We start from the raw sequence: 25,619 nt of genomic DNA, 5'->3' as shown, positions 1-25,619 counted from the left end.
TGGAGTTGGGAGACTGGTGGGAGGATCCATGACTCGTTCAGTACGCCGAGGTTTCGGCGTCGTTCTCGGTACCGCGATCCTGGTGGGCGCGGCCGCCTGCGGGGGAGGCTTCAGCGACGAGGGCTCGTCCGGTGAGAGCACCGGTGAGGTCCGGATGCTGGTCAACATCACGCCCAACCTGACCAAAGGCTACTGGGAAGAGCTGGTCAAGCCCTTCGAGGAGGCCAACCCGGGCGTTGACGTCAAGATCGAGGCCCCGACCGGGCAGGGGGTCAAGGACAGCCTCCCGCAGTTGCTCGCCGCGGGGAACGCCCCGGACGTGGTCGAGACGCTGATGGCCGACAAGACGCTCGCGCCGCAGATGCTCGACCTGACAGACCAGGAGTGGACCAAGGACACGCCGCTGGCCCAGGAGGCCGCGGTGGACGGCAAGGTCTACACGGTCGGGGTGGGTCAGCAGGCGCAGTCCCTCGTCTTCTACAACAAGGCCGCGTTCGCCAAGGCCGGCATCAGCGCGCCGCCGAAGACGCTCGACGAGCTGACCGCGGCGATGGAGAAGCTGAAGGCCGCCGGGTACCTGCCGCTGCAGACCGCCGGCGACTACGTCACCGGGCTCCAACTGCTCCAGCTCAGCGACCCGTCGATCGCGTCCGCGCACCCCGACTGGTACCAGAAGGTCAAGGCCAAGGAGCTGACCGTCGGGAAGACGATGCTGCCGCTGCTGCAGCGCTACGAGTCCTGGATCAAGAACGGGTACGTCGACAAGAACGCGCTCGGCCTGGACGACGTCAACGCGCAGACCAACTTCCTGTCCGGCAAGTCCGCGATGTACATCATGGGCAGCTGGTTCGTCCGGACCGCCGAGCAGGCCAAGCCCGCCTTCGACCTCGGGGTGTTCGCTGCTCCGACCGAGGCCGGCCAGCCCTCGCCCGGACCGCAGGGCGTCACCATGGCCGCGCCGTACATGGTGCTGAAGTCGACCAAGCAGCGCGATCTGTCCGTGAAGCTGGTCCAGTGGCTGGTGACGGACCAGAAGGCGGTCCAGAGCCAGCTGAGCCAGGACGGCAACTTCCGCAAGGGCTACACCGACCAGTTGTCACCGCTCGGCAAGCAGGTGCAGGACATCCTCGACCAAGCGCCGAAGCATGTGGCGCAGGGTGAGGGTTACGGCGCCAACACGCTGCCGAAGGGCTTCAACACCGAGTGGAACAAGGCCGTCCAGAGTCTCTACATCGGCAAGCGGGCGCAGGACGTCGCGACCGGTATCGACAGCTGGATCGGGTCCAAGTCATGAGTGGCGGCGCGGCAGCCGTCCGCCTGCGGGACCGGCTGACCACCGCAGGCATGGTCGGTCCCGCGCTGCTGCTGTTCGTCGTGATGCTGGTGATCCCGGTCGGGCTCTCGATCTACCTGAGCCTGACCGACTGGGACGGCTACAGCGCGAACCCCGCGCTGGTCGGACTGCGCAACTATGCCGACCTGGCCGCCAACTCGGAGGCGATCCGGGCCGGCTGGGTGACCCTGCTGATCGCCGGCATCGGAACAGTCCTGCTGAACCTGCTCGGGCTCGGCTTCGCGCTGCTGGTGAACGGCGCGTCCCGGCTGAACGCGTTCTTCCGGGTGATCCTCTTCTACCCGCACGTCCTGAGCGCCCTGGTCGTCGGCTTCCTGTGGAGCGCGGTGCTGGGCACGTCCGGCGTGGTCAACGGATTCCTGACCACGCGCGGCGCCGAGGTGCTGCCGTTCCTGTCGGACCCGACCTGGGCCCTGGCCAGTCTGATCGGGGTGCTGGTCTGGGCCGGCTTCGGGGTCAACGTGGTGCTCTACCTGGCCGGCCTGCAGACCGTGTCCCGCGACCTGCAGGAAGCAGCGCGGATCGACGGCGCCTCGCCGCGCCAGACGTTCCTGAACGTCACGCTGCCGGCCCTGGCGCCGGTCGTCACCGTCAACCTGGTGCTGTCCCTGGTGAGCCTGCTGAAGACCTATGACCTGGTCGTGTCGCTGACCGGAGGCGGCCCGGCCGGCTCCACCCAGACCGCGGCGTACCTGATCCTGTGGGACTCGTTCCACAACAACGCGCTCGGCGTCGGATCGGCCCAGTCGGTCGTCTTGATGCTGGTCACGGCCGGGCTGGCGCTCACCGTCGCCCGGCTCCGGTCCCGGCAGGATCAGGGGGCGAGGGCATGAGTGCCATCCGGATGCCCCGGATCCGGGCCATCAGTGTCAGCCCCCGCCCGGTCCGGGCCAAGGGCGCCGGCCGGATCGTGTTCCTGATCGTGACCAGCGTGCTGATGCTGGTGCCGATGTACCTGCTGGTGGTGAGCGCGTTCAAGTCCCAGCAGGACATCCTCAACCACCCGTTCTCGTTGTCACCCGACCTGCTGACCACGCAGTACCTGCAGAAGGCGTGGGCGAACCCCGACTTCGACATCGTCCGCGGGTACGCGATCACGGTGCTGTTCGTGGTCTCGGTGAACGTCTTGTCGGTCGTCCTGGCCGGCCCGGTCTCGTACGTGATCGCGCGTCGCGGCGAACGCCGGTACCGGCTGCTCCTGCTGCTGTTCGTGGCCGGGACCTTCATCCCCAGCCAGGTGCTGGTCATCCCGGTCGTCTACACGCTGAAGTTCCTCGGACTGATGGGGACCGTGCCGGGGTTCGTGCTGTTCGAGACGACGCTGACCCTGCCGTTCTCGATCTTCCTGTACGCCGGCTACATCATGACCGTGCCGGTGAGCCTGGACGAGGCGGCCGCCGTCGACGGCGCCGGCAAGTACCGGATCTTCTGGTCGATCGTGTTCCCGCTGATGAAGCCGGCCGTGGTGACGATGGTCATCCTGAACACCTTCTCGGTGTGGAACGACTTCGTGAACCCCCAGATCATCCTCGGCCCCGGCAGCGGTCTCTACACCGTGACCACCGGTGTCTACGCCGCGGTGAGCCAGTACTCGACGGACTACACGGTCGTCTTCCCGACGCTGCTGCTGGCGGTGGCGCCGCTGCTGGTGATCTTCGTCCTGCTGCAGCGGCACGTGATCAGCGGCCTGACCGCAGGAGCGACGAAGGGATGACCACGATGATCGGTACACCTCCTGTCACGGCTCCACCGAAGGTGGTCGCCCGGACGCCGATCGGCTGCCCACCCGCCTGGGCGATCATGCAACGCCGGCTGTTCGACGTGATGGACGAGGGCTGGTGGCTCTTCCGCGAGCGCTACTGCCTGCCCGACGGCAGTCTGCGGTACGCCGGGGAGGTGCCGAGCCGGGACGGCGCGGACGACTTCTACGAGGCGTTCGTGAACTGGCCGGTGCTCTACCAGCTCGGCGGCGCGGACGATCTGCTCGACGTCTCCAAGTGGCACTGGGAGGGCGTCACCCGGCAGCTCACCGACCTGGGTTTCCTGGTCGACGAGTTCGAGCGCGGCTACGACTGGTTCCATCTCGGCGAGTCGATGATCTTCTTCTACTCGCTGTGCGCCGCCGATCCCGGTGACGAGGTGTTCCGGGACCGCGCGTACCGGTTCGCCGAGCTCTATCTGCCCGGCTCGCCGGCAGGCAACTACGACCAGGCCACCCGGACCATCCGCGCCCCGCACAACGGGGCCGGTGGACCGCGCTGGGGGATCAACGACGAGTGGCGTTCCTTCGGCGCCGGCCTGGCCAGCATGCGGCCGTTCGGTCTGCCGCTGGCCGGCGTCCCCGGGATCCGGACCTGGGCCGATCTGGAGGATCCGGCCAAGGCCGACCTGATGGGCGCGGAGATGGTCCGGCGGCTCGGTGCCGGGGACGTCGCGGTGAACCTCGCCGCCACCACGCTGACCGCCAACGCCTGGCTCTACGACCACAATGAGCGGTTCTCCGACTGGACCCTGGAGTACCTCGACGCCTGGCAGCAGCGCGCCCGGGACAACGGCGGAATCCTGCCTGACAACGCCGGGCCCAGCGGCGAGGTGGGCGAGCTGCACGACGGACGCTGGCACGGCGGCAACTACGGCTGGGCCTGGCCCCACGGCGTGTACAGCGTCGGTTCGGCAGCCTGCGTCGGGGCGCTGAACGGTGCGCTCCTGACCGGTGACCCGAGCCGGCTCGACCTGGCCCGGCAACTGCTGGACCACCTGTACGAGCGCGGCATCACGGGCTCCGTCGACGACACTGAGATGAGCATCCGCGACCGATGGCAGGCCGAGCTCGGCGAGGACACCGCGACCCCGACGCTGCTGATCCCGAACCGGTACGGCGAGGACGGCTGGTTCGACTATCAGCCGCCGCAACTGGGGCTGCCGATCTGGTTGTGGCAGGCGGCCTTCGAGCCGGTCGACCGGGAGCGACTGCTCCGGTTGCGGGAACGCAGCGGCTACGATTGGCGCACCGTCCGGGACTTCCGCAACAAGGAGGACGCCGGGCACGAAGCGCCCTGGCTGGCCTACCTGGCCGGTGACAACCCGGAATACCCCGAGGCGATCCTCGGCGTCGCGCTGTCCCAGGTGCAGCGCCGGATGGACCTGATGCAGGCCGACCGGACCGATCCGGCGGACATGCACGTCCATCACTGGCAGCGGCACAACCCGGTCACCACCGAAGCTCTGCTGCAGTTGACGACGGGAACGCCGCAACTGCTCTACAACGGCGGCCTCCTGCCGCTGCGAGTCCTGTACCTCGATCCCGAACGTGGCCGACCGGGTCTGCCGGCCGACGTCGCCGCGCTGGTCGACACGGTCGAGCCGGACCGTACCTGTCTGCAGCTGGTGAATCTCTCCGCGACGCAGACCCGGCGGGTGGTGATCCAGGCCGGTTCCTTCGGGACCGAGCGGATCGACCGCGCGATCGTGACCACGGCGACCGGCGACCACCCGGGCCCCGCCCCGGCGTACACGTCGCCGCCGCTGCGGGCCGGCACCGAGACGATCGTTGTCGACGGCAACCAGCTCGAGGTGGAGCTGCCACCCGGCCGGACCATCCGGATCGAGCTGGAGCTGACCCGCGGCGCCTACCGGGCGGCCCACCTGGCCCTGCCCGCCGACTGACCTGACCGAACCCGACACCACGAGTACGAGGAGACAGATCTTGAGTAGCGGTATCGAACAAGCCCCGGCGGTGCCGATCTGGGACCTGCCGGTGCGCGGCGACGCCCCGCCGGCAGCAGATCCCGGCCTGGTGTCCCGGCTGTCCGAGATCGGGTCGGCCACCGCCTGCGCCCGGTTGCACGGACAAGGCATCCGCCGGACCTTCGTGGACGGCCCGACCAGCATGTTCGGCGGCAGGAAGGTGGTCGGCCGGGCCCTGACCCTGCAGTTCATGCCGCAGCGCGAGGACATCGCCGACGGCCAGTCCCAGGAGTACATCGAACGCAGTACGGCGCTGTGGGCCGTGCTCGACGAGGTCCAGCCGGGCGACGTGCTGGTGGTCCAGGCCTACGGCAGCCACACCACCGGCTGCTTCGGCGACATGCTGGTCCGCTACTTCAAGCTCCGCGGCGGTGCCGGCATCGTGGTGGACGGCCGGATCCGTGACGTACCGCGGGTCGCCGAGCTCGACGTACCGATCTGGTCGACCGGAGCCACCCCGCACTACGCGTCCCAGTCCGAGCTGTTCCCGTGGGCGTACAACGTGCCGGTCGCGGTGGGCGGCGTGCTGACCCTGCCCGGAGACCTGGTGGTGGCCGACGACGACGGAGCTGTCGTCGTACCGCGGCAGCGCGCCGAGGCGGTGGTGCAGGCCGCGGCCGAGCACGACGCCTGGGAGAAGTTCAGCCGGCGCCGGATCGACGAAGGCGCACCGCTGCGTGACTACTACCCCCTGAACGAGAAGACCCGCCTGGAGTACGAGCGCTGGCGCGACGGCAAGACGAACCACGTCGCGGCCGCCGACTGAGGCATCACCCCCCTTTGAGAGGACCCCCCGCCCATGAAACGCAAGTGGACAAGCAGACGGACCACGTTCGGTGCCGGCCTGCTGGCCGCCGTCCTGGTGACCGCGGCAGGCATCAACCTGGGAACACAGTCCGCCGGTGCGGCCGACTGTGACAACTTCTTTGTGTCCCCGACCGGCAACGATGCCGCGAAGGGGACCGAGAAGGAGCCGTGGAAGACGGTCACCCGGGCCCGCGACGAGATCCGTGACCGGGGTCTGAACACCGGCCCCCGGATGCGGTGCGACATCACCGTGAACCTGAAGGCCGGTACCTACCCGGTCCCCACCACCATCGAGCTGGACCAGCGCGACTCCGGCGTGAACGGTCACCGGATCATCTACCGCAGCGTGGACGGCCCGGGTAAGGCGACCCTGTCCGGTGCCGAGGAGATCACCGGTTGGCAGCCGTACAAGGACGGCATCTTCAAGGCGAAGGTGGACGCCTCGAAGCCGTTCTACACGCTGTTCGAGGACGGCACGCGAGCCACCAACGCCCGGTACCCGAACCGCGGTACCGAGGACACCTGGTCGCCGTACCTGACCTCGATCCTCTACGAAGAGGACAAGATGGACGTGCGCAACTGGATGTGGGGCAAGCCCGGTGACTGGGATCCCAGCTGGGACCTGAGCCAGGCGTCGGTGACGATCTGGTCAGGCGGGTCGTGGAGCTGGTTCACCGACACCATCCCGCTGCTGGACACCAACTTCAAGAAGACCCAGACGACGCTGAAGCACTGGACCCGCTACGCGATGGTCAACAGCCGCGGCGGGTCGCGGTACTTCTTCCACAACTCACTCAGCTTCCTGGACCAGCCGGGGGAGTACTACCTGGACTCGAAGGCCGGCGAGGTCTACTACAAGCCGCGTTCGGGTTCGATGGACGGCGTCAAGGTGCTGCGCCCGACGGTGAAGTCGATCCTGGACCTGGCCGGTGAGTCGGCCGAGCAGCGGCTGCACGACGTGACCTTCGACGGTCTCGGCCTGCAGTACTCCGACTTCGTCAGCTGGTACCGCAACGGGTGGGTGTCCAGCGGCGACTCCGGCAACGAGCACAAGTACCCGGAGTACGACCGGCAGATCGAGATGCCGCGGAACCGGTTCGGCGCGATCCGGCTGACCAACACCAGCAACATCGACCTGACCCGGCTGCACCTGTCCGACACCGGGTTCACCGGGATCTACCTGCAGTTCGCCAACGACCACACGAAGATCTCCGACAGCCTGCTGGAGAACATCGGTGCCGACGGCATCAAGGTCGAGGGTGGCTGGCCGGGTGAGGGCGACCTGAGCAACCACCACACGATCACCAACAACTACATCGGCCACGTCGGCGAGCTGGTACCGGGCGACGCGGCCGGCATCGAGCTGATGAGCACCGGGAACAATCTGATCTCCAACATCGTGGTGAAGCACAGCGCCCGGTACGGCATCAGCCTGGAGTCGCGGCCCGAGGTGAAGGACGGCGACCAGTACGCCGACGGCAACGTGTTCAAGTACATCCGGCTGGAGGAGACCGGCCTGGACAGCGGCGACATGGGCGCCTTCTACACCTACGGCGTCGCCAACCAGGAGCCGCACCCGATCAAGAACACGGTCGAGCAGATGGTGATCGGCGACGTGATGCCGGACGCCTCGATGCCGGACAGCGGCACCCGCGGCGTGCACATGGACGCCGGCGGTTGCGGCTTCAGCTTCGTCAACATCCAGGTCGGCAAGGTGACCGACCAGAAGTACCAGTCGTACCAGTGCAACCAGGTCACGAACGGCGACTGGGAAGCCGGCTTCGACGCCTCGAAGATGGAGTACGACAAGATCGGCGTGCTGCCGACCTTCCCGTACGACGTCCCCGTCAGCTGATCCTGAGCTGAGACCGCGCCACCTCGTACCCGGCGCGACCGGTCGGCCCCTGCACCGACCGGTCGCGCCTTCTTCCGGACCTGCGGGCAAAGGTTTACCCACGGGTCGCGTACCGCCCCCGCGAACAAGGAGGAACCCCCCGATGTCACCTCACCGCAGCAATCGCAGGCTCGGCGCGGGTCCAGGTCTGGTCCTGGGCGTCGCCGTCGGACTCGTCCTGCCCGCACTCGTCCTCGGCGGCGGGTCGGCGCTCGGCGCCGCCCCGACGTCCGGTGCCGGTGCCGACGCGGCCGCCGTCGATCCGGCCGGCTGTCCGGCGTTCTGGGTCGCGCCCGACGGCGACGACTCGGCCATCGGCTCCCGGACCAAGCCCTGGCGCACCGTGGAGCATGCCCGCGACACGATCCGCGCCCGCCGCCTCAACCAGCACCTGAACTGCGACCTGGTGGTCAACCTCAAGGCCGGCACCTACCGGGTCGAGAAGAAGATCAGCTTCGACGACCGTGACTCCGGGTCCAACGGGCACCAGGTCGTCTATCGCAGCGCCGACGGCCCCGGCAAGGCCGTGTTCGAGGGCGCCGAACAGGTCACCGGCTGGCAGCCGTACAAGGACGGCATCTTCCGCGCCCCGGTCGACGTGTCCCAGGCGTTCCACACCCTGTACGTCGACGGTAGCCGCGCCACCACCGCGCGCTACCCGAACCGGCGGTCCGCCGAGGAGTGGGCGCCGTACCTCCGCTCCACCCTGATCGACCCGTCCAAGGAGGCGGTCCGGGACCAGATCGGCTTCGCCGAGGGCGATTGGGACCCGGCCTGGGACCTGCGACTGGGGAGTTCCTGGCCCGCGCAGGTCGTGGTCTGGTCCGGTGGGTCGTGGTCCTGGTTCACCGACACCGTGCCGTTGTTCGACATCAACTTCACCAAGCGCCGGTCCACCCTGATCTACCCCACCCGCTACTCGATGGTGAACTCCGGCGGCGGTTCGCGCTACTTCGTCCAGAACTCGCTCAGCCTGCTCGACCAGGCGGGCGAGTACTACCTGGACCTCCCGGCCAAGCAGCTGTACTACAAGCCGGCCGGCGGCACGATGGACGGCGTCGAGGTGCTGCGCCCGACGACCACCGAGGTCTTCTCGCTGGCAGGTGCCTCGGCCGGCCGGCGGCTGGAGAACCTCACCCTGGACGGCCTGGCCGTCCAGCACACCGACTTCATGGACTGGTACCGCTACGGCTGGAACGGCACCGGCGACTCCGGGATCAAGCACAAGTACCCGAAGTACGACACGCAGATCGAGCTGCCCCGCAACCGCTGGGGTGCCATCAGCCTGACCAACACCCGCGGCGTCCGGCTCACCCGCCTGCATGTCGCGCAGACCGGCTTCACCGCGATCCACCTGCTCTTCGCCAACGAGCGCACGACCGTCTCGGACAGCCTGCTCGAGCATCTGGGCAACGACGGCATCAAGGTCGAGGGCGGCTGGCCCGGCGAGGGCGACCTGGCCCACGACAACACGTTCACCAACAACTACATCCACCATGTCGGCGAACTGGTGGCCGGCGACTCGGCCGGCGTCGAGATCATGAACAGCGGCCGCAACGAGATCAGCCACACCGTCGTCGAGCACGGCGCCCGGTACGGCATCAGCATCGAGTCGCGCCCGGAGATCCCGAACCCGGACAACTACACCGGCGGCAACCAGGTCCACCACGTCCGGCTGTCCCACCTGGCCAAGGACAGCGGCGACACCGGGCCCTTCTACGCCTACGGCGTCCGCAACGAAGCGCCGTACACCCCGGACGCGAAGGTCTCGCAGCTGATCGTCGACGATGCGAACGCCGACCCGTCGATGCCGGACCACAAGCCGTACGGCGTGCACATGGACTTCGGCGGCTGCGGGTTCGCGTTCTCCGACGTCAAGGTCACCAACACCGAGAGCGACCCGTACCACGGTCCGTCCGCGATCGTCTGCGACACCTTCGACAACGTCAGCTGGGAGTCCGGATTCGACGACTCCCGGATGCAGTACGACCAGATCGGCGTACTGCCGTCCTTCCCCTACGAGAAGCCCTGAGGTTCATGGACACCGAAAGATTCACCGGAAAGATCGCGCTGATCACGGGGGCCGCCTCCGGGATCGGCGCGGCCACCGCCCGCCGGATCACCGCGGAGGGCGGCACCGTCGTCGCCTGTGATCGCGACGGGGCGGCGGCCGAGGCGCTGGGCACCGAGCTCGGTGGCCGCGGCTACCACCTGGACGTCACCGACCCCGACCGCACTGAGGAGGTGGTCGGGGCGGTGACCGCCGAGTTCGGCGGTGTGCACGTACTGGTCAGCGCCGCCGGCGTCGACGTCTGCGACACCGTGCCCGGCACCACCCCGGAGCAGTGGCGGACGATCCTCGACGTGGACCTGACCGGTGTGTACCACTCCTGCCGGGCAGTGCTGCCGGGATTCCTGGCGCGGGGCGGTGGCGCCATCGTGACGATCTCGTCGGCGATCGGCACCGTCGGCGAACGCAACAGGTCGGCGTACTGCGCGGCCAAGGCCGGGGTGGAGAACCTGACCAGGGCGATGGCCCTCGACCACGGCTGCGGTGGGGTTCGGGCGAACTGTGTCGCGCCCGGCCTGATCGACACCCCGTTGATCCGCAACGGCAAGGTGGGCGGCGGCGAGGACCCCGCCGCGATGCAGGCCATGGTCGACCGGCATCACGCCCTCGGCCGGATCGGGCGCCCGGAGGAGGTCGCCGCCGCGATCGCCTTCCTGGCCAGCGACGACGCTTCCTTCGTCACCGGCGCGGTGCTGCCCGTCGATGCCGGCTGGACCGCCCAGTGAGCGCGGGCGTCCTGGACGGCTACCGGGTGCTCGACCTCTCGGTGGCGATGGCCGGGCCGCTGGCCGCGATGCGGCTCGGCGACCTCGGTGCGGACGTGGTGAAGGTCGAGCCGACGACGGGCGAGTGGCAGCGGCACACCGCTGCCGGTGGTGCGACCGGGAACGAGGTGAACGCGTCGTTCCTGTCGCTGAACCGCAACAAGCGCAGCCTTGCCGTGAACCTCAAGAGCGAAGAGGGCCGCGAGCTGCTCTACGAGCTGGTGCGGACCGCCGACGTGTTCCTGCAGAACTACCGGCCCGGCGTCGCCGCGCGGCTTGGTGTCGACTACGAGACGCTGAGGAAGCTCCGGCCGGACCTGGTGTACGTCTCCGTGTCCGGCTACGGCGAGACCGGCCCGTACGCCGACTGGCCGGGCCAGGATCTCCTCGTGCAGGCGATGAGTGGGGCCTTGTTCAGCACCGGCCGGCCAGGCGAACCACCCGTCGCCGCACCGTACTTCCTCGCCGACGCCGTGACGGCGTACAGCGCGTTCGAGGGAGTGCTGGCCGCTCTGCTCCACCGCGAGCGCACCGGCGAGGGCCAACTCGTCCAGGTCAACATGCTGGACGCGGTGATCGCGCTGCAGATGCAGGAGCTGTCGGTGCACACGGTCGGCGGCGTTCCGCAGACGAGGTCCACCGAGGTGCACGCCCACAGCTACATCCGGGCGCCGTACGGGATCTTCCCGACCGCCGACAGTCATCTCTCGCTGGCGTTCGCCGACCTGTCCGTCCTTGCGGACGTTCTCGGGGCACCCGGGCTGAAGGGCCTGGACGCGGAGCGGGACGGGTTCGTGAAACGGGACGAGATCTCGAAGCTGGTGTCCGCCGCGCTGCGCGAGCAGTCGACGGAGTACTGGCTGGAGAGGCTGCGGGAACGCGGCGTCTGGTGCGGTCCGGTCTACGGCTACGCGGATGTGCAGGCCGACCCCCAGGTGCGGCACAACGGTTCCTTCGTGACGTACCGGCATCCGACCGAGGGAACGGTCACCACGCCCGGCTTCCCGTACCGGTTCGACAAGACACCACCCGAGGTGCGCAGGCCGGCGCCGCTGACCGGCGAGCACACCGGCGAACTGCTCACCGAGCTCGGTCTGCAGGACGGTCGCCTCGACGAACTGGTGGCGCGTGGAGTGGTGGTGCGCCGTGACGGTTGAGCTCCGCGGCCTGACCTGGGACCACCCTCGCGGGTACGGCCCGCTGGAGGCGTTCGAGGCGGCGGGTGGTGCGCCGGGCGTGCGGGTGCGATGGGACCGGCAGCCGCTGTCCGGGTTCGAGTCGGAGCCGCTGGCCGGGCTGGCCGAACGCTACGACCTGCTGATCGTCGACCACCCGGGCCTCGGCGCGGCAGTCGAGGCGGCGGCCGTGCTACCGGTCGAGGACGTCTTCGGTGCCAGGGACCTGGCGCGGTGGCGGTCAGCGTCGATCGGCTCGACCTGGGACAGCTACCGGTTGCACGGCCTCGGCTGGGCGGTGCCGCTCGACGCTGCCGCCCAGGCGTGCTTGGTGCGTCCGGATCTGCTGGTGGGCCCGCCTCCGGGCACCTGGTCCGAGGTGCTCGACCTGGCTGATCGCGCCGGTACCGTGCTCTGCGTGGCCGGACCGCACGCCGGTCTGACGCTGCTGGCCATGGCCGGCGACCGGTCGGACGGCACGCTGCTGGTTCGGGACCGAGCCGCCCGGGCCCTGGACCTGTTGCGGGCGGTGTGGCGACGCAGCGACCAGCAGGCGGCCGCGCTCGACCCGATCGCGATCCACGAACTGCTTGCTTGTAGCAATGACTTGGTCTGCTGCCCGCTGGTGTACAGCTACGCCGCCTACGGACGCCGTACCGACGGGCGGCAGCCGCTCGGCTGGGCGGCAGCGCCGCGGCTGGCCGACTCGGACCAGCACGGCGGCAGCACCCTCGGTGGTACCGGCCTGGCGGTCACGCCGCGGGCCTACGCGCGGGTCCTGTCCGTGACGAACTACGTCCGCGCCCTGCTCGACACGGCGACGCAGCTCGAGCTGGTCTCATCGGTCGGAGGGCAGTCCGCGAGTGAGGCGGTCTGGGCGTCGGCCGCGGTCGACGCCGCGTGGAACGGGCACTACTCCGCGACCCGCGAGACGGTGGTGTCGGCGTACGTGCGGCCACGGTTCGACGGCTGGATCGCGTTCCAGGACGAACTGTCCGAACGGGTCCGCGAGTTCTTGCGAGGTGACGCCGACCCCGTGACCACGGTGGACGGTATCGAAGCGGACTACCGCGCTCGGGCGTCGGGCGCACTGGAGGTCGGATGAACGAGGACGAGGGTCTGGTCCGGTTCGAGCAGGACGGGCACGTCGGCGTACTGACGCTGGACCGCCCGGGCAAGCTGAACGCGGCCACCCGGACCATGAGCGAGCAGTTGCTCGACCTGATCCCACGGATCGACGACGATCCGCAGGTGCGGGCGATCGTCGTCACCGGCGCGGGCGACCGGGCCTTCTCGGTCGGCAGCGACATCGGCGAGCTCGACCGGTACGACGGGCCCTGGCAGTTCCGCAACCGTCGCGACTACTGCGACGCCCTGCGTGCGCTGCGTACGCCTGCCATCGCAGCAGTCAACGGATATGCCTTCGGCGGTGGCCTGGAGCTGGCGCTGTCCTGCGACATCCGGCTGGCCTCGGACCGGGCGAGCTTCGCGGCGGCCGAGATCAAGCTGGGCTGGATCGGGGGCGGCGGGGTGACCGCGCTGCTCGCCGCGAGTCTGTCCGCGAGTGACGTGGCCACGATGCTGCTGACCGGTGATCCGATCGACGCCGTCGAAGCGCTGCGCGTCGGCCTGGTCAGCCGGGTGCTGCCCGCCGCCGAACTGTTGCCGGCGGCCACCGCCCTGGCGCACCGGATCGCCGAACGACCGCCGATCGCGGCCCAGGCGGCGAAGGCCAACCTGCGCGCCGCCCTGTCGATGGGACTCGAGTCCGCCATCCAGTACGAACGCGAACTGCAGGCAGTCGCGATGGGGACACGGGATGCCGTCGAAGGACGGACCGCGTTCGCGGAACGTCGTACCGGCGTCTTCGAAGGGCGGTGACCATGCCTGCCGAGATCGCAACCGGCGTGTACCGGCTGGCGACGGACTACCCCCACGTGTGTGGTCTTCCGCTGTGGCTGCACGTGATCGATGCCGGCGACGAACTGGTTCTGCTCGACGCGGGCATCTCCTCGACACCGGAGAGCACCACCGGTCCGGAGCTCGCCGAGCTCGGCCTCGGGCTGGCCGACCTGACGCTGGTGGTGAACAGCCACGCGCACCCCGACCACATGGGAGGCAACTCCGTCCTCAAGCGACTCAGCCAGGCACGGCTCGCGGCACCGGCGACCGAGGCCGGCTGGCTGGAGGACAACGAGACGCTGCTGAAGGAGCTGTGGGGATCCGACCCGGCCGCGCTCGACCTGGACCCGGGCGAGCGGGAAGAACTGCTGCAGATGCTCGGCGAGCGGGTTCGGGTCGACGTCCTGCTGCGCGACGGTGACCTGCTGCCTGTGGCCGACCGGCCGTTGCGCGTCATCACCACCAGCGGGCACAGCCCCGGTCACATCGCCGTACTGGATGAGCGCACGCGGACGCTGTTCGCCTTCGACGACGTGCAGGGGCGCGGTCAGCCCTTCTTGGACGGCTCGGTCTGGCTGGCGCCGCTGTACACGGACGTCGAGCGGTACACGACCGGGCTGCGACGGTTGCTTGAGCTGGACTTCGACGCGTTGGTGCCTTCCCACGGCGATGTCCTGACCGCGGACCGAGGCCGGCAGCGGATCGCGCAGAGCCTGGAATGGGTGAGCGAGGTCCACGAGCACACCGCCGCCCTGCTTCGCCGCCGGCGCAGCCTGACCGTCCGCGAGTTGGCCGGCTCGATCGGCACCGAGCTCGGCGACTTCGGTGGCTTGTGCCTGCAGACCGTACGGATGGCCCGCGCGCACCTGGAACTGCTCGCCCGTGAGGGTGGTGCCGAACCGCGCTGGCACCACCCCCGGTAAGACGATCAGCGATCGGAACAGGTCAGGCTGTCGAGGTTCACGGCGTTCCCCATCGCCAGGTTGCCGGCGTCGCCGGGGTGCAGCCCGTCGCCGCCGTCGTACGCCGCGAGCATCCGGGTGGGCTCGGCAGGATTTCTGGTGGCGGCGTCGAAGTCGGCCACGCCGTCGAACTCACCGCTGGTGCGGATGAACTCGTTGACCTCCCGGCGGACGGTCTCCTTGGCCTCGGTGTAGACGAACGAGCCGCCCACCGGGGTCAGGGTGCCGCCGACGATGCAGCGGCCGGAGGCGTGCACCCGGGCGATCAGTTGCCGGTAGCCCGCGATCAGCTGGTCCGTGGTCGCGCCGGCGTAGATGTCGTTGATTCCTTCGAGCAGCAGAACGGTTTTGACGCCGGGCTTGGTCAGGACGTCCTTGTCGAGCCGGGCGAGCGCGCTGGATCCCGCACTGCCGGCCTTGGCGATGCCGCCGAGCACCCGGTTCCCCGAGATGCCCTCGTTGGAGACGCCGAGCTGCAACGGCTTGGGCAGTTCGCCGAGCCGCTCGGCCAGGATGTCCGGCCAACGGCGGTTGGTGTCGATCGTGGTGCCCACCGCGGAGGTGATGGAGTCGCCGAGGGTGGCCACGGTGCCGACGGTCTCCGGAGCGGTCAGGAGGACGGCATCGATCAGGAACCACGCGGAGGACTCGGTCTGGAACGCGGTCGCCGACTCGTCGGCGGCATAGTCACCGGAAGTCGACTTGTAGCTGTGCTGCATGGCCCGGTTGTGGGCTGTGATCGCCCCGGTCGTACCGACCACGTGCAGGCTCACCGTCAGGGCCTGCAGGGCGGGGACGTCGCCGGGGAGCGGATCACTGATCGCCTCGGCTCCGGGTGGCACGGTCACGGTGGTCGCCCGGCTGAACGTGAGTCGCCGACTCGTGCCGGGCTCGACGGCAGCGCCGGACTGGTGCTTGCCGACGTACGCGGAGTCGAGGACGAGGGGTTGGTCGCCGTTGGCGTTGGAGACCCGGATCCGCAGATCCGTGCCGCCCACGCTGGTACGGACGATGTTGCGGACGGTCACGTTGGTGAGGGTGCCGCCGGCGATGTCGTCGGCGGCACCCCAGGTCGTGACCAGGTGCGAGGCGGCGGGCGGTGCGGTCGCCGGTGGTGCGGCCGGCTCCGTCCGGGCGGCCACCACCCCGGCCGTGGTCAGTGTTGTCACCAGAAGGCTTGCGCTCAGTCGGCGCCAGGAGAAAGCGGTCATGGTGTCAAGTCAATAGTGAATAGATATCATCGCAACGGCTGAGTGCGGCCACTGCGCCGAACGGCCCGATCCACGAGCCGAGCGGTCGCCGTGCGGTCGTGGGCGTCGGTCGGCCGACTCGATGGCCGACTCAGTGGCCGGCTCGATGGTCGGCGTGGTGATCGGCCCACGGGCGGGGGAACGGGTCGCCGTCGAGCGGGGCTCCGGGAGTCAGGTCGAGTGGGTCGGTGACTACGTGGCGTTGGCCGCTGTAGATGGTGGCTGCGTCCATGTAGATGTTGACGTGGGCGAAGCGGGCCTGGTCGGTGGTGTTGGGCAGGGCCATGTGGCCGGTGAAGCCGCTGTGGAAGGTGCAGTCGCCTGCGCGGAGAGGCAACGTGACGCGGGGCGCCCAGCGGAGCTCGGGCGCCATGGTGAAGAGGTCCTCCTCGTCGCTGAGGTCCTGGGGGAGTAGGTCGGTCCGGGTCTGAGTGCCGGGCAGGAACGTCATACAGCCGCGCTCCGGCGGTACGTCGACCAGGGCGATCCAGGCCGACAGGGGGAGCCGGTCGTTGGCGTGCGGCCAGTACGGGTGGTCCTGGTGGAAGTGGGTGGCCGCGTTGCTGTTGGGCTCCTTGACGAGCATCTGGTCGTGCCAGATGCGGAGCGGGAACCCGGCGAGCTGCTCGGCGATTCTGCCGATGCCGGGGTGCAGCGTCAGCTCACGGAGTACGGGGTCGTGGTGCCAGACGTTGACGAGTTGGCTGAAGATGGCGTCGTGCTGGAGCCGGTCGGCGCGGTGTTTCTCCAGATATCCGGCGGCTCGGGCGCGGAAACGCTCGACCTCGGCCGGGGTGAGGACATTGGGGACTCGGACGAATCCGTCTTCGCGGTAGGCGGTGACCAGGTCTTCTCTCATGCCTCCAACGGTCGCTTGGGAAGGTGATCGCGAGCCAGGTCGATTCTGGCCTGTAGTCGTACGATTCGGACATGCCGGAAACCCTGCACGAGACCGAGTTGTTTCTCGGTGGTCCTGTCTGGGGTGGTGTGCACCGGCTGGACACCGAGGTCGAGCCGCATGCTCACGACTTCCTGGAGATCGCGGTGATCGGTCCCGGGTCCGGCAGGCACCTGACGAGCCAAGGCGTTCGAGCCGTCAGCCATGGGCAGGTCGTCGTACTGCGGCCGGGTGCGTGGCACGCGTTTCGTGAGTGTGAGGGGTTGGTGGTCGCCAACTGCTGTATCTCGGCGCCGGGGCTGCGGGCGGAATTGGCCGCTCTGCAACAGATTCCGCTCCTGCGTGACCTGTTGTGGACCGGGCCGGTCGCGAGGGCTCCGCATGGCGTGGGCAGGACGCAGGTCGAGCCGGAGGCGGCCGACGAGGCGATCGACGAGATCGCGAAGCTGGAACACGACCTCGCCGGCCGGCGTGCGGGTGGGCGGCTGCTGGGGCGGTTGGTGTCGGTGCTGGGGATCCTTGCGGATGGGCGGGTTGATCGGGCCGAGCCGGTTGAGCAGTTGGTGCATCCGGCGGTTGCCGCGACCATCGTCCGGTTCGAGGGAGCGCTTGCCGAGCAGTGGCGGCTGGACGAGGTAGCGGCGGCGGCGAACCTGGATCCCGCCTACCTCAGCAGGCTGTTCCGGCGGCACACCGGGCTGAGCCCGTTGGGATTTCTAGCCCGGCTGCGGGCCGAGCAGGCCGCGACGCTGCTGGCGCACACGGACCTGCCGGCCGCGCGGGTGGGCGCGGCTGTGGGATGGGACGACCCCACGTACTTCGCCCGCCGCTTCCGCAGCCTCGTCGGCTCGACACCCACGGAGTACCGCGCCCGCACCCGCCGCTGACCGGCGCGCCGCCGAGCTCTGGCGGTTGCGTCCGAAGAACCGTGGCCTGTAACCCACGATTCTTCGGACGCCAAGGGGTTGGTCAGCGGACCGCGCCGTAGATGTTCTGGTCGAGACCGCCGGCGTTCGGGCAGGTGTCCGGACCGAAGGTGCCGTCCGGGTTGGCGGCCCGGCACTGCAGGACGTCGAAGCCGTCCATGCCGTCCACCGGGTAGCGCGGATCGGTGCCCGGGGCAACGTCTCGGTGATCCGTCCAGGTCATGAACACCGTGCTGCCCGAGGCGGCGATGTAGTTGTAGTCACCGAAGAACGGCACGTCCCGGTCACCGAACTGCTCGTACTGCGGCATCGTGCGAACCGTCGTCACCTCGCCACTGGCCCAACTCGTACCGCCGTTCGCCGACACCGCGTAGAACGCCGCGAGCCCGGCGCCGGCCGAGACCGCGCCCGGCGGATTCGTCGGCACCGCCTGGTTCCCGACCGGCACGCTCCGGAAATCACGTCCGCCCGGGCCGGTCGCGGTGTCGGACCGGCTGTCCTGCCAGACGGCGTGCAGCCTGCCCGCCTCGGCCACGATGTCAGGGAAGTACTGGTGTCCGCGCGCCTGCGGGTCGATCCGCGTCGGCGTGGACCACGTCGCACCACCCGTGGTCGTTCGCAGGAAGTAGATCGACGCCTGGCTGCCGACGCCCTCGGCCACCGTGCCGTACGTCGTACCGGTGGACGTCTGCGAGCCGGGCACGGTCCCGTCGTACACGATGAACACGTCGTCCGGATCACCGGAAGCGGTCGGATCGGCGGTGATGCGGACCTGCGAGTTGGCCCGGTGGAAGACGTAACCGGACTGGCAGGCGAGCGGACCGTCACCGCAGTCACGGGCGAAGGCCCGCGGCTCCGGGCTCGCGCAGGCACCCAGGGTTCCGTCGCCCACCAGACACGCGTTGTACTTCGCCTGGCCGTAGGCGGGAGCCGAGACCGTCTGGTCGCCCGGGTCCCAGCCGATGAAGCCACTGGCCACCATCGGCTTGGTGAACGACTTGCCGCCGTTGACCGACTTCACCCAGGCGACAGCGTTGCTCTGCAGTTGCCCCTGGTCCGGGTTGAAGTCGAACTGCCGCCAGGCGACGTAGACGTCACCGTCGCGGGTGACCGCGATGTCGCAGAACTGGCTGCCATGGACCGACTCCGAGACCTTCTGGCTGCGGAAGGTCTGACCACCGTCGCTCGACCGGGCCAGGAACACACCGTTGTTCGGTCCGCTCGCGGTGAAACGAGCCCAGCACACATAGACGTTCCCCGCGTACGGGCTGTCCGCGCCGCGGTCCACCTCGAGCTGGATCTTGTCGTGGAACAGGCCGAGGAAGATCGGGCTCGGCGTACCGCGCTCGACCAGCGTCGTGAACTGGTACGCCGGACTGGCGCCGCTCGGCCATCCGTACCGCGCGACCCAGATCGAGCCGAGGGCCGGCCTGGCACGGTTGAAGCCGATCCCGGCGTAGTAGAGGTGTCCGTCGTTGTCCCAGGCCTGCACCGGATCTCCGGCGTTGGTGACACCGATCCGTTGCAGCGGCGACGCAGTGCCGGCGGGGGAGGTGTCCCCGGGGTACCCGGGCAGCAGGCTGTTGGTCCACGTGGTGCCGCCGTTGCCCGAGTAGTAGAAGCCGGCCCAGGTTCCACCGGCGGTCGGGACCGTGCAGTAGTCGTTGGATCCGGACGTCATCAGTGCCGGATTGTGCGGGGCCACACTCGCGGCCGGTTCGTTCTGCTGCCTGTTGTTCGTCGAGCAGGCGGCCAGCACCGGGTCGGTGCCGCCGTCGTACCGCACGTAGGTGCGGTCACTCACCGCTACGTCTCCCGGCGCCGCCTCGGCCGGTATGGACAGTAGCGGCACCACCAGACCGGCAGAGACGACGCCGGCCACCACGAAACGCTTCACGACTCCCCCTTGAGGATTACCCCCGAGGATTTCGTTACGGAGCAGCCGTCCAGACCGCCCGACGGCAGCTACAGACACACAAAGCTCTGTTCACAGGAGACGTCCGGCCCCGGCCGCTGTCAACAAGTCGCGAAGCGCTCCGCCAGGCTGACTGCTGCTACTTGTCGCGGTCTCCGCCGGGGACCCAGAGGACGTCGCCGCCGGAGGAGAGGTTGGCGACTCGGCCCAGGATGAAGAGGAGGTCGGACAGGCGGTTCAGGTAGGTGATGGCTAGCAGGTTCACGGTCGGGCCGTGGGCTTCGACGGCGACCCAGCCGTGCCGCTCCGCGCGGCGCGTGACTGTGCGCGCCACGTTCAGGTACGCGGCCCCCGGCGTACCGCCGGGGAGGATGAACGAGCGGAGCTTGGTCAGGCGGTTGTTGTACTCGTCGCACCAGCCCTCGAGCCGGTCGATGTAGTCCTGGGTGATCCGCAGCGGGGGGTACTCCGGGTTCGCGGAGATCGGGTTGCACAGGTCCGCTCCGACGTCGAACAGGTCGTTCTGGATCCTGGTCAGCAGCACCACCAGCGCGCTGTTCAGGTGCCCGGCGGCGATCGCCACTCCGATCGCGGAGTTCGCCTCGTCGACGTCGCCGTACGCCACCACCCGGGCGTCGGTCTTGGTGGTCTTGCTCATGTCGCCCAGGCGGGTCTCACCGGCGTCGCCGGTCCGGGTATAGATCCGCGTCAAGTTCACAGCCATGTCACGGCACTCTACGCAAGCCCCCAGAGCACGAGCGGATGCAGGACATGACGCCTCATTCTGCGCGTGCTGCGCGGCACCCGGCGGGCACCTCGCGGCACTGGAGCAAAGGTCACGATGCTAGAGCATCGAAACCTTCACTCCAGCACCCCGAGGCACTCCGCCGTGCACCTGCTCGCGACTGCGCAGAATGAGGCGTCATGTCCTACAGTCAGCGGGTGGAACGGTTTCGGATCGCAGGTGAGGCACGGCTCGAGGGTGCTGTCGAGGTGGCGGGCGCGAAGAACAGCGTGCTGAAGCTGATGGCGGCGGCCCTGCTGGCCGAGGGCACGACGACGTTGCGGCAGGTGCCGAGCATCCTGGACGTCACCTTCATGGCTCAGTTGCTGGACACGCTGGGTTGCGCAGTGACGGTGGACGCGGACTCCAGCACCGCGACGATCGCCGTACCGGCCGAGATCGGCTACCAGTGCGACTACGAACTGGTGCGCAAACTGCGGGCCTCGATCTCGGTGCTCGGTCCGCTGCTGGGCCGCTGCGGCCGCGCGGAGGTGGCACTCCCCGGCGGCGACAATATCGGCTCGCGCGGGCTGAACATGCACGTCGCGGGCCTGGAGTCGATGGGCGCGAAAGTCCATATCGAGCACGGTTTCGTGATCGCCGAGGCTCCGCAGGGGCTGCACGGCGCCGAGGTCTGGCTGGACTTCCCCAGCGTCGGGGCGACCGAGACGATCATGATGGCCGCCGTGCTGGCCAAGGGCACCACGGTGATCGAGAACGCGGCCCGCGAGCCGGAGATCCAGGACATCGCCGCGCTGCTGGTCGAGATGGGCGCGCAGATCGACGGCGCCGGCTCGCCGCGGATCGAGGTGACGGGCGTCGACGGGCTGCTGAAGCCGGTCGACCACGTGGTCGTGCCGGACCGGATCGTCAGCGGCAGTTGGGCGTTCGCGGCCGCCATCACCAAGGGTGACGTGACGATCTCCAACGGTCACGCCGAGCACCTCGAACTGCCGCTGGACAAGCTGCACAAGGCGGGCGCCGAGATCACCGTGCTGAATCCGGGATTCCGGGTCGTGATGCACGACCGCCCGAAGCCGGTGGACGTCGTGACCCTGCCGTACCCGGGCTTCGCGACCGACCTGCAGGCGTTCGTGATCGCGATGAACGCGGTCAGTGACGGCGCCGCGATGGTGACGGAAAACCTCTTCGAGGGCCGGTTCACCTTCGCCCAGGAGCTCACCCGGCTCGGCGCGCACATCCAGACCGACGGCCATCACGCCGTCGTACGGGGTGTGCCGCGGCTGTCCGGTGCCCCGGTGGTCGCCAGCGATATCCGGGCGGGAGCCGCGCTGGTGATCGCGGGCCTCGCGGCAGAGGGCGAGACCCTGGTCTCGGCCGCTCACCACGTTCACCGCGGCTACACCGACTTCGCCGGCAACCTGCGCCGCCTGGGCGCCGATGTGACCGTCGAGCCGGACGACGCCGAGCTGTACTGGAACTAGGACGCCGGGCTGCCCTACCAGCGGATGGCTTAGGGTCGGTCGCATGACTGACCGCCTGATCAAGCCCGTCGGCCGTGGTTTCCTCTTCCTCGACTCGCATCCTGTCGGCTGCGCCGAGTTGGTCAACGGACTGACGGAGCAGATCGAGGCCCGCAAGCTCCAGCAGCGGCCGGTCGCGCTCGTGATCGGCTCCAGTTCGGGCTACGGGCTGGCGGCGACCGTCGCGGGCCTGGCTCGCTATGGGATCGACGGCATCGGCGTCTCCTTCGAGAAGGCCCCGACCGTACGCCGGACCGCCACCGCCGGCTGGTATCGCACCGCCGCCACCGCCGCGTACGCCGAAAGCGTCGGCAGCGACTTCCACTTCGTCAACGCGGACGCGTTCGCCGACACGACGAAGGCGGACGTGCTCGACCTGCTGCAGGAGAAGTTCGGCGGAGTGGACTACCTGATCTACAGCGTCGCCGCGCCTCGCCGGGTCGACCCGCGCACCGGTACGACGTACCAGTCGGCGATCAAGGCGATCGGGCAGCCCGCGCGGACCAAGAGCCTCGCCTACGAGGACGGCGTGCCCGTGGTGCAGGAGGTCGGGATCGAAGTCGCCACCGACGACGAGGTGGCCGAGACCGTGCAGGTGATGGGCGGTGAGGACTGGACCCGCTGGGTGGACGCGCTGGAGGAGCGCAAACTGCTCAAGGACGGGTTCAGCACGGTCGCGTTGACCTACATCGGCTCGGAGTTGACCGGCCCGATCTATCGGCAGGGCTCGATCGGCGCGGCCAAGGCGCACCTCGAGCAGACGGCGCAGACGCTCAGCAAGCGGGACGGCGTGGCAGCGCGCACCTCGGTGAACGGCGCCGCGGTCACGCAGGCGTCGTCGGCGATCCCTGGGATCGGGCTGTACGTCAGCCTGCTGCACAAGGTGCTCGGCGAGCGGATGCAAACCCCGATGCAGCAGTCGATCGCGCTGTGGGACCAGCTCACCGGTGAGAAGCCCCTGGACCTGGATGAGGACGGCCGTATCCGCCTGGATCGCTGGGAGTTGGCCGACGACGTACAGGCCGCAGTACGGGATCAGTGGGATGCCGCGACCCAGGAGACCATCGCGGACGTCGCCGACACCGTCTGGTTCTTTGAGGAAGTCCGCCGTCTCTATGGCTTCGACGTGGCCGGCGTGGACTACGACCAGCCTGCCGAGGTCGACGTGGAGTGGCCTACAAAGGCTTGAACGAGACCATCTCCAGGACGAGGTCGCCGGCGTCGTCGGAGGCGTTGAGGTCGATCGTGGCGGTGATTCGCCAGTCGTGGTTGCCTTCCGGGTCGTCGATGATCTGCTGGACCTCCCAGTAGCCCGGGTGCTCCTCGACCATGAACAGGGCCGGGCCACGCGCTGCCGGGCCAGTGCCGAGCGTGGAGTGCTCGGCGTAGTACGTCGTACCGGCTTCGGCCCAGCGCCCGGCGTCCCAGCCGGACTCGGTGTCCAACTGGCCCAGCTCGGCCCAGCGGTGCAGTGAGACGAGCTCCACCCGGCGGAACATCGCGTTGCGGACCAGGACCCGGAAAGCCCTGCTGTTCAAGGTGATCCGGCGCGGGCCGAGGGGGACCGGTACGGCGATCTCCTCGGCCGCCGGGTTGGTCAGCTCCTCCCACTCGTCGAGCAGGCTGGAGTCGGTCTGCCGGACCACCTCGCCGAGCCACTCGATCAGGTCGGTCAGATCCTCGGTGACCTTGTGCGGCGGAACGGTCTGCCGCAGCGCCTTGTACGCGTCGCTGAGGTAACGCAGCATGATGCCCTCGGAGCGCGCCAGGCCGTAGTACTGGACGAACTCGCCGAACGTCATCGCCCGTTCGAACATGTCCCGGACCACCGACTTCGGCGACAGCCCGGCCTCGGCGATCCACGGATGCGTCTGCCGGTACATCTCGAAGGTTGCCTCGAGCAACTCTTCGAGCGGTTTCGGCCAGCTGATCTCGTCGAGCAGTTCCATCCGCTCCTCGTACTCGATGCCGTCGGCCTTCATCGAGCTCACGGCCTCGCCCTTGGCGTGGTGCAACTGCGCCATCAGGACCGCGCGCGGATCCTCCAGCGTCGCCTCGACCACCGACACCACGTCGAGCGCGTAGACCGGATCCTCGGGGTCGAGCAGATCCAGCGCCGCCAGCGCGAAGGTGGACAGCGGCTGGTTCAGCGAGAAGTCCTTCTGCAGGTCGACGGTCAGCCGCAGCGACCGGCCGAACTCGTCGGGCTCGTCCAGTCGCTCGACCACGCCGGCCGTCAGCAGCGTGCGGTAGATCTGGATCGCGCGCCGGATCAGCCGGACCTGGGCCTTGGAGTCCTCGTGGTTGTCCTGCAGCAGGTGCCGCATGCTCGCGAACGCGTCGCCGTCCCGGGCGATCACGTTCAGCAGCATCGCGTGGCTGACCCGCATCCGCGACTGCAGCGGCTCGGGATCGGCCGCGACCAGCCGGTCGAAGGTGTCCTCGCCCCAGGTGACGAAACCCTCCGGCGGCTTCTTCCGCTGCACCCTGCGCTGCTTCTTCGGGTCGTCGCCGGCCTTCGCGAGCGCCTTGACGTTCTCCACCACGTGATCGGGCGCCTGGACGACGACCGTGCCGGAGGTGTCGTACCCGGCGCGGCCCGCGCGGCCCGCGATCTGGTGGAACTCACGCGCCTTGAGGATGCGCTGCCGGCGTCCGTCGTACTTGCTCAGCGCGGTCAGCACCACGGTGCGGATCGGCACGTTGATGCCGACGCCCAGCGTGTCGGTGCCGCAGATCACCTTCAACAGACCCGCCTGGGCCAGTTGTTCGACCAGCCGCCGGTACTTCGGCAGCATGCCGGCGTGGTGGACACCGATGCCGTGCATGACCAGTCGCTGCAGCGTCCTGCCGAAGCCGGAGCTGAACCGGAAGTGTCCGATCAGCTCCTTGATCTTGTCCTTCTCCTCTTTCGTGCAGACGTTGATGCTGGTCAGCGCCTGCGCACGCTCCAGCGCCGAGGCCTGGGTGAAGTGCACGACGTACACGGGAGCCTGGTGCGTCACGAGAAGCTCCTGAAGCGTCTCGTGCAGGGGACTGGTGACGTACTTGTAGATCAGCGGCACCGGGCGCTCGCCCGACGAGACGATCGCGGTCGGGCGGCCGGTCCGCCGGTTCAGGTCGATCTTGAACCGCTCGACGTCGCCGAGAGTCGCGGACATCAGGATGAACTGCGCGTTGGGCAACTCCAGCAGCGGCACCTGCCAGGCCCAGCCGCGGTCCGGCTCGGAGTAGAAGTGGAACTCGTCCATCACCACCTGGCCGACGTCGGCCGCGGAGCCTTCGCGCAGCGCGACGTTCGCGAGCACCTCGGCCGTACAGCAGATGATCGGGGCGCCCGCGTTGACCGAGGCGTCCCCGGTCAGCATGCCGACCTTGTCGGCGCCGAAGATGTCGCAGAGCGCGAAGAACTTCTCCGACACCAGCGCCTTGATCGGGGCGGTGTAGAAGGTGCGCCGGCCGTTGGCCAGCGCGGCGAAGTGCGAGCCGGTGGCGACCAGACTCTTCCCGGACCCGGTCGGGGTGGACAGGATCACGTTCGACCCGGTCATCACCTCGATCAGCGCTTCCTCCTGCGCCGGATACAGCGAGATGCCCTGCTCGCCCACCCAGGTGGCGAAGGCGTCGTACAGGGCATCGGCGTCAGTGGAGTCCGGCAGTTTCTCGGTCAGCGTCATCGCCGACCA

The 25,619-nt window shown here is 68.9% G+C and carries 20 protein-coding genes; 15 read left to right on the top strand and 5 right to left on the bottom strand.

Features of this window, described 5'->3' with window-relative positions; all coding sequences use genetic code 11:
• The first annotated feature begins 28 nt into the window (after positions 1–28).
• The 12 genes from ABD255_RS00190 (at position 29) to ABD255_RS00135 (ending at position 14,637) form a co-directional block, all read left to right on the top strand.
• Complete coding sequence (locus ABD255_RS00190) at positions 29–1,294, top strand: ABC transporter substrate-binding protein (protein WP_344208384.1); 1,266 nt, start codon at positions 29–31, stop codon at positions 1,292–1,294.
• Positions 1,291–2,187: a carbohydrate ABC transporter permease gene (locus ABD255_RS00185; RefSeq protein ID WP_344208382.1), complete on the top strand. Its 897-nt coding sequence runs from the start codon at positions 1,291–1,293 to the stop codon at positions 2,185–2,187. Before ABD255_RS00190 ends, ABD255_RS00185 begins: the two co-directional genes overlap by 4 nt.
• Positions 2,184–3,068: a carbohydrate ABC transporter permease gene (locus tag ABD255_RS00180; protein WP_344208380.1), complete on the top strand. Its 885-nt coding sequence runs from the start codon at positions 2,184–2,186 to the stop codon at positions 3,066–3,068. Before ABD255_RS00185 ends, ABD255_RS00180 begins: the two co-directional genes overlap by 4 nt.
• Entirely contained in the window at positions 3,065–5,020 is a 1,956-nt protein-coding gene (locus ABD255_RS00175) for a DUF8034 domain-containing protein (RefSeq protein WP_344208378.1), read from the top strand. Before ABD255_RS00180 ends, ABD255_RS00175 begins: the two co-directional genes overlap by 4 nt.
• Positions 5,021–5,060: 40 nt before the next feature.
• Positions 5,061–5,867, top strand: a complete 807-nt coding sequence (locus ABD255_RS00170) for an RraA family protein (RefSeq protein ID WP_344208376.1) — start codon at positions 5,061–5,063, stop codon at positions 5,865–5,867.
• A gap of 33 nt (positions 5,868–5,900) precedes the next feature.
• Positions 5,901–7,763, top strand: coding sequence for a right-handed parallel beta-helix repeat-containing protein (locus ABD255_RS00165; protein WP_344208374.1), 1,863 nt, complete (start codon positions 5,901–5,903; stop codon positions 7,761–7,763).
• A gap of 142 nt (positions 7,764–7,905) precedes the next feature.
• On the top strand, positions 7,906–9,834 hold the full coding sequence (locus ABD255_RS00160; RefSeq protein ID WP_344208372.1) for a right-handed parallel beta-helix repeat-containing protein: 1,929 nt from the start codon (positions 7,906–7,908) through the stop codon (positions 9,832–9,834).
• 5 nt (positions 9,835–9,839) lie between these two features.
• Positions 9,840–10,598: an SDR family NAD(P)-dependent oxidoreductase gene (locus ABD255_RS00155; protein ID WP_344208370.1), complete on the top strand. Its 759-nt coding sequence runs from the start codon at positions 9,840–9,842 to the stop codon at positions 10,596–10,598.
• On the top strand, positions 10,595–11,794 hold the full coding sequence (locus ABD255_RS00150) for a CaiB/BaiF CoA transferase family protein (RefSeq protein WP_344208368.1): 1,200 nt from the start codon (positions 10,595–10,597) through the stop codon (positions 11,792–11,794). Before ABD255_RS00155 ends, ABD255_RS00150 begins: the two co-directional genes overlap by 4 nt.
• A complete protein-coding gene (locus ABD255_RS00145; RefSeq protein ID WP_344208366.1) occupies positions 11,784–12,917 on the top strand; it encodes a hypothetical protein in 1,134 nt (377 codons plus the stop codon). The genes ABD255_RS00150 and ABD255_RS00145 overlap by 11 nt, the downstream gene beginning before the upstream one ends.
• Positions 12,914–13,693, top strand: coding sequence for an enoyl-CoA hydratase/isomerase family protein (locus ABD255_RS00140; protein ID WP_344208364.1), 780 nt, complete (start codon positions 12,914–12,916; stop codon positions 13,691–13,693). The genes ABD255_RS00145 and ABD255_RS00140 overlap by 4 nt, the downstream gene beginning before the upstream one ends.
• Positions 13,694–13,695: 2 nt before the next feature.
• Positions 13,696–14,637, top strand: a complete 942-nt coding sequence (locus ABD255_RS00135) for an MBL fold metallo-hydrolase (protein ID WP_344208362.1) — start codon at positions 13,696–13,698, stop codon at positions 14,635–14,637.
• A gap of 5 nt (positions 14,638–14,642) precedes the next feature.
• On the opposite strand, the gene ABD255_RS00130 is transcribed toward ABD255_RS00135, so the two are convergent.
• Together ABD255_RS00130 and ABD255_RS00125 are read right to left on the bottom strand one after the other, a co-directional pair.
• Positions 14,643–15,887, bottom strand: coding sequence for an SGNH/GDSL hydrolase family protein (locus ABD255_RS00130; protein WP_344208359.1), 1,245 nt, complete (start codon positions 15,885–15,887; stop codon positions 14,643–14,645).
• A 130-nt stretch (positions 15,888–16,017) separates the two neighbouring features.
• Entirely contained in the window at positions 16,018–16,785 is a 768-nt protein-coding gene (locus ABD255_RS00125) for a phytanoyl-CoA dioxygenase family protein (RefSeq protein ID WP_344208357.1), read from the bottom strand.
• Positions 16,786–16,856: 71 nt separating this feature from the next.
• On the opposite strand from ABD255_RS00125, the gene ABD255_RS00120 reads away from it, so the two are divergent.
• Positions 16,857–17,711: a helix-turn-helix transcriptional regulator gene (locus ABD255_RS00120; RefSeq protein WP_344208355.1), complete on the top strand. Its 855-nt coding sequence runs from the start codon at positions 16,857–16,859 to the stop codon at positions 17,709–17,711.
• Positions 17,712–17,793: 82 nt separating this feature from the next.
• On the opposite strand, the gene ABD255_RS00115 is transcribed toward ABD255_RS00120, so the two are convergent.
• Together ABD255_RS00115 and ABD255_RS00110 are read right to left on the bottom strand one after the other, a co-directional pair.
• A complete protein-coding gene (locus tag ABD255_RS00115) occupies positions 17,794–19,647 on the bottom strand; it encodes a sialidase family protein (RefSeq protein ID WP_344208353.1) in 1,854 nt (617 codons plus the stop codon).
• A 157-nt stretch (positions 19,648–19,804) separates the two neighbouring features.
• Positions 19,805–20,389 carry a cob(I)yrinic acid a,c-diamide adenosyltransferase gene (locus ABD255_RS00110; RefSeq protein WP_344208351.1) on the bottom strand — a complete coding sequence of 195 codons (585 nt, stop codon included), beginning with the start codon at positions 20,387–20,389 and terminating at the stop codon, positions 19,805–19,807.
• A gap of 218 nt (positions 20,390–20,607) precedes the next feature.
• On the opposite strand from ABD255_RS00110, the gene murA reads away from it, so the two are divergent.
• Positions 20,608–21,894 (top strand): UDP-N-acetylglucosamine 1-carboxyvinyltransferase, encoded by a 1,287-nt coding sequence (gene murA / locus ABD255_RS00105; protein ID WP_344208349.1) that lies wholly within the window; start codon positions 20,608–20,610, stop codon positions 21,892–21,894.
• A 43-nt stretch (positions 21,895–21,937) separates the two neighbouring features.
• Complete coding sequence (gene fabV / locus ABD255_RS00100; protein ID WP_344208347.1) at positions 21,938–23,122, top strand: enoyl-[acyl-carrier-protein] reductase FabV; 1,185 nt, start codon at positions 21,938–21,940, stop codon at positions 23,120–23,122.
• Here fabV and ABD255_RS00095 read toward each other — a convergent pair.
• Complete coding sequence (locus ABD255_RS00095) at positions 23,109–25,610, bottom strand: DEAD/DEAH box helicase (protein WP_344208345.1); 2,502 nt, start codon at positions 25,608–25,610, stop codon at positions 23,109–23,111. The genes fabV and ABD255_RS00095 overlap by 14 nt on opposite strands.
• Positions 25,611–25,619 lie beyond the last annotated feature (9 nt).

The organism is Kribbella sancticallisti (assembly GCF_039530625.1).
GTDB classification, from domain to species: Bacteria; Actinomycetota; Actinomycetes; order Propionibacteriales; family Kribbellaceae; genus Kribbella; species Kribbella sancticallisti.
Note: the sequence above shows the minus strand (reverse complement) of the source record. Positions and strands in the feature narration are given on the sequence as shown.

Bases quoted from the DNA above. Each gene is read 5' to 3' on its own strand.
- ABD255_RS00120 (WP_344208355.1), top strand. From the start codon at position 16,857: ATGCCGGAAACCCTGCACGAGACCGAGTTGTTTCTCGGTGGTCCTGTC.
- ABD255_RS00190 (WP_344208384.1), top strand. From the start codon at position 29: ATGACTCGTTCAGTACGCCGAGGTTTCGGCGTCGTTCTCGGTACCGCG.
- fabV (WP_344208347.1), top strand. From the start codon at position 21,938: ATGACTGACCGCCTGATCAAGCCCGTCGGCCGTGGTTTCCTCTTCCTC.
- ABD255_RS00155 (WP_344208370.1), top strand. From the start codon at position 9,840: ATGGACACCGAAAGATTCACCGGAAAGATCGCGCTGATCACGGGGGCC.
- ABD255_RS00140 (WP_344208364.1), top strand. From the start codon at position 12,914: ATGAACGAGGACGAGGGTCTGGTCCGGTTCGAGCAGGACGGGCACGTC.
- ABD255_RS00160 (WP_344208372.1), top strand. From the start codon at position 7,906: ATGTCACCTCACCGCAGCAATCGCAGGCTCGGCGCGGGTCCAGGTCTG.
- ABD255_RS00165 (WP_344208374.1), top strand. From the start codon at position 5,901: ATGAAACGCAAGTGGACAAGCAGACGGACCACGTTCGGTGCCGGCCTG.
- ABD255_RS00110 (WP_344208351.1), bottom strand. From the start codon at position 20,389: ATGGCTGTGAACTTGACGCGGATCTATACCCGGACCGGCGACGCCGGT.
- ABD255_RS00130 (WP_344208359.1), bottom strand. From the start codon at position 15,887: ATGACCGCTTTCTCCTGGCGCCGACTGAGCGCAAGCCTTCTGGTGACA.
- ABD255_RS00095 (WP_344208345.1), bottom strand. From the start codon at position 25,610: ATGACGCTGACCGAGAAACTGCCGGACTCCACTGACGCCGATGCCCTG.
- ABD255_RS00135 (WP_344208362.1), top strand. From the start codon at position 13,696: ATGCCTGCCGAGATCGCAACCGGCGTGTACCGGCTGGCGACGGACTAC.
- ABD255_RS00180 (WP_344208380.1), top strand. From the start codon at position 2,184: ATGAGTGCCATCCGGATGCCCCGGATCCGGGCCATCAGTGTCAGCCCC.
- ABD255_RS00175 (WP_344208378.1), top strand. From the start codon at position 3,065: ATGACCACGATGATCGGTACACCTCCTGTCACGGCTCCACCGAAGGTG.
- ABD255_RS00125 (WP_344208357.1), bottom strand. From the start codon at position 16,785: ATGAGAGAAGACCTGGTCACCGCCTACCGCGAAGACGGATTCGTCCGA.
- ABD255_RS00185 (WP_344208382.1), top strand. From the start codon at position 1,291: ATGAGTGGCGGCGCGGCAGCCGTCCGCCTGCGGGACCGGCTGACCACC.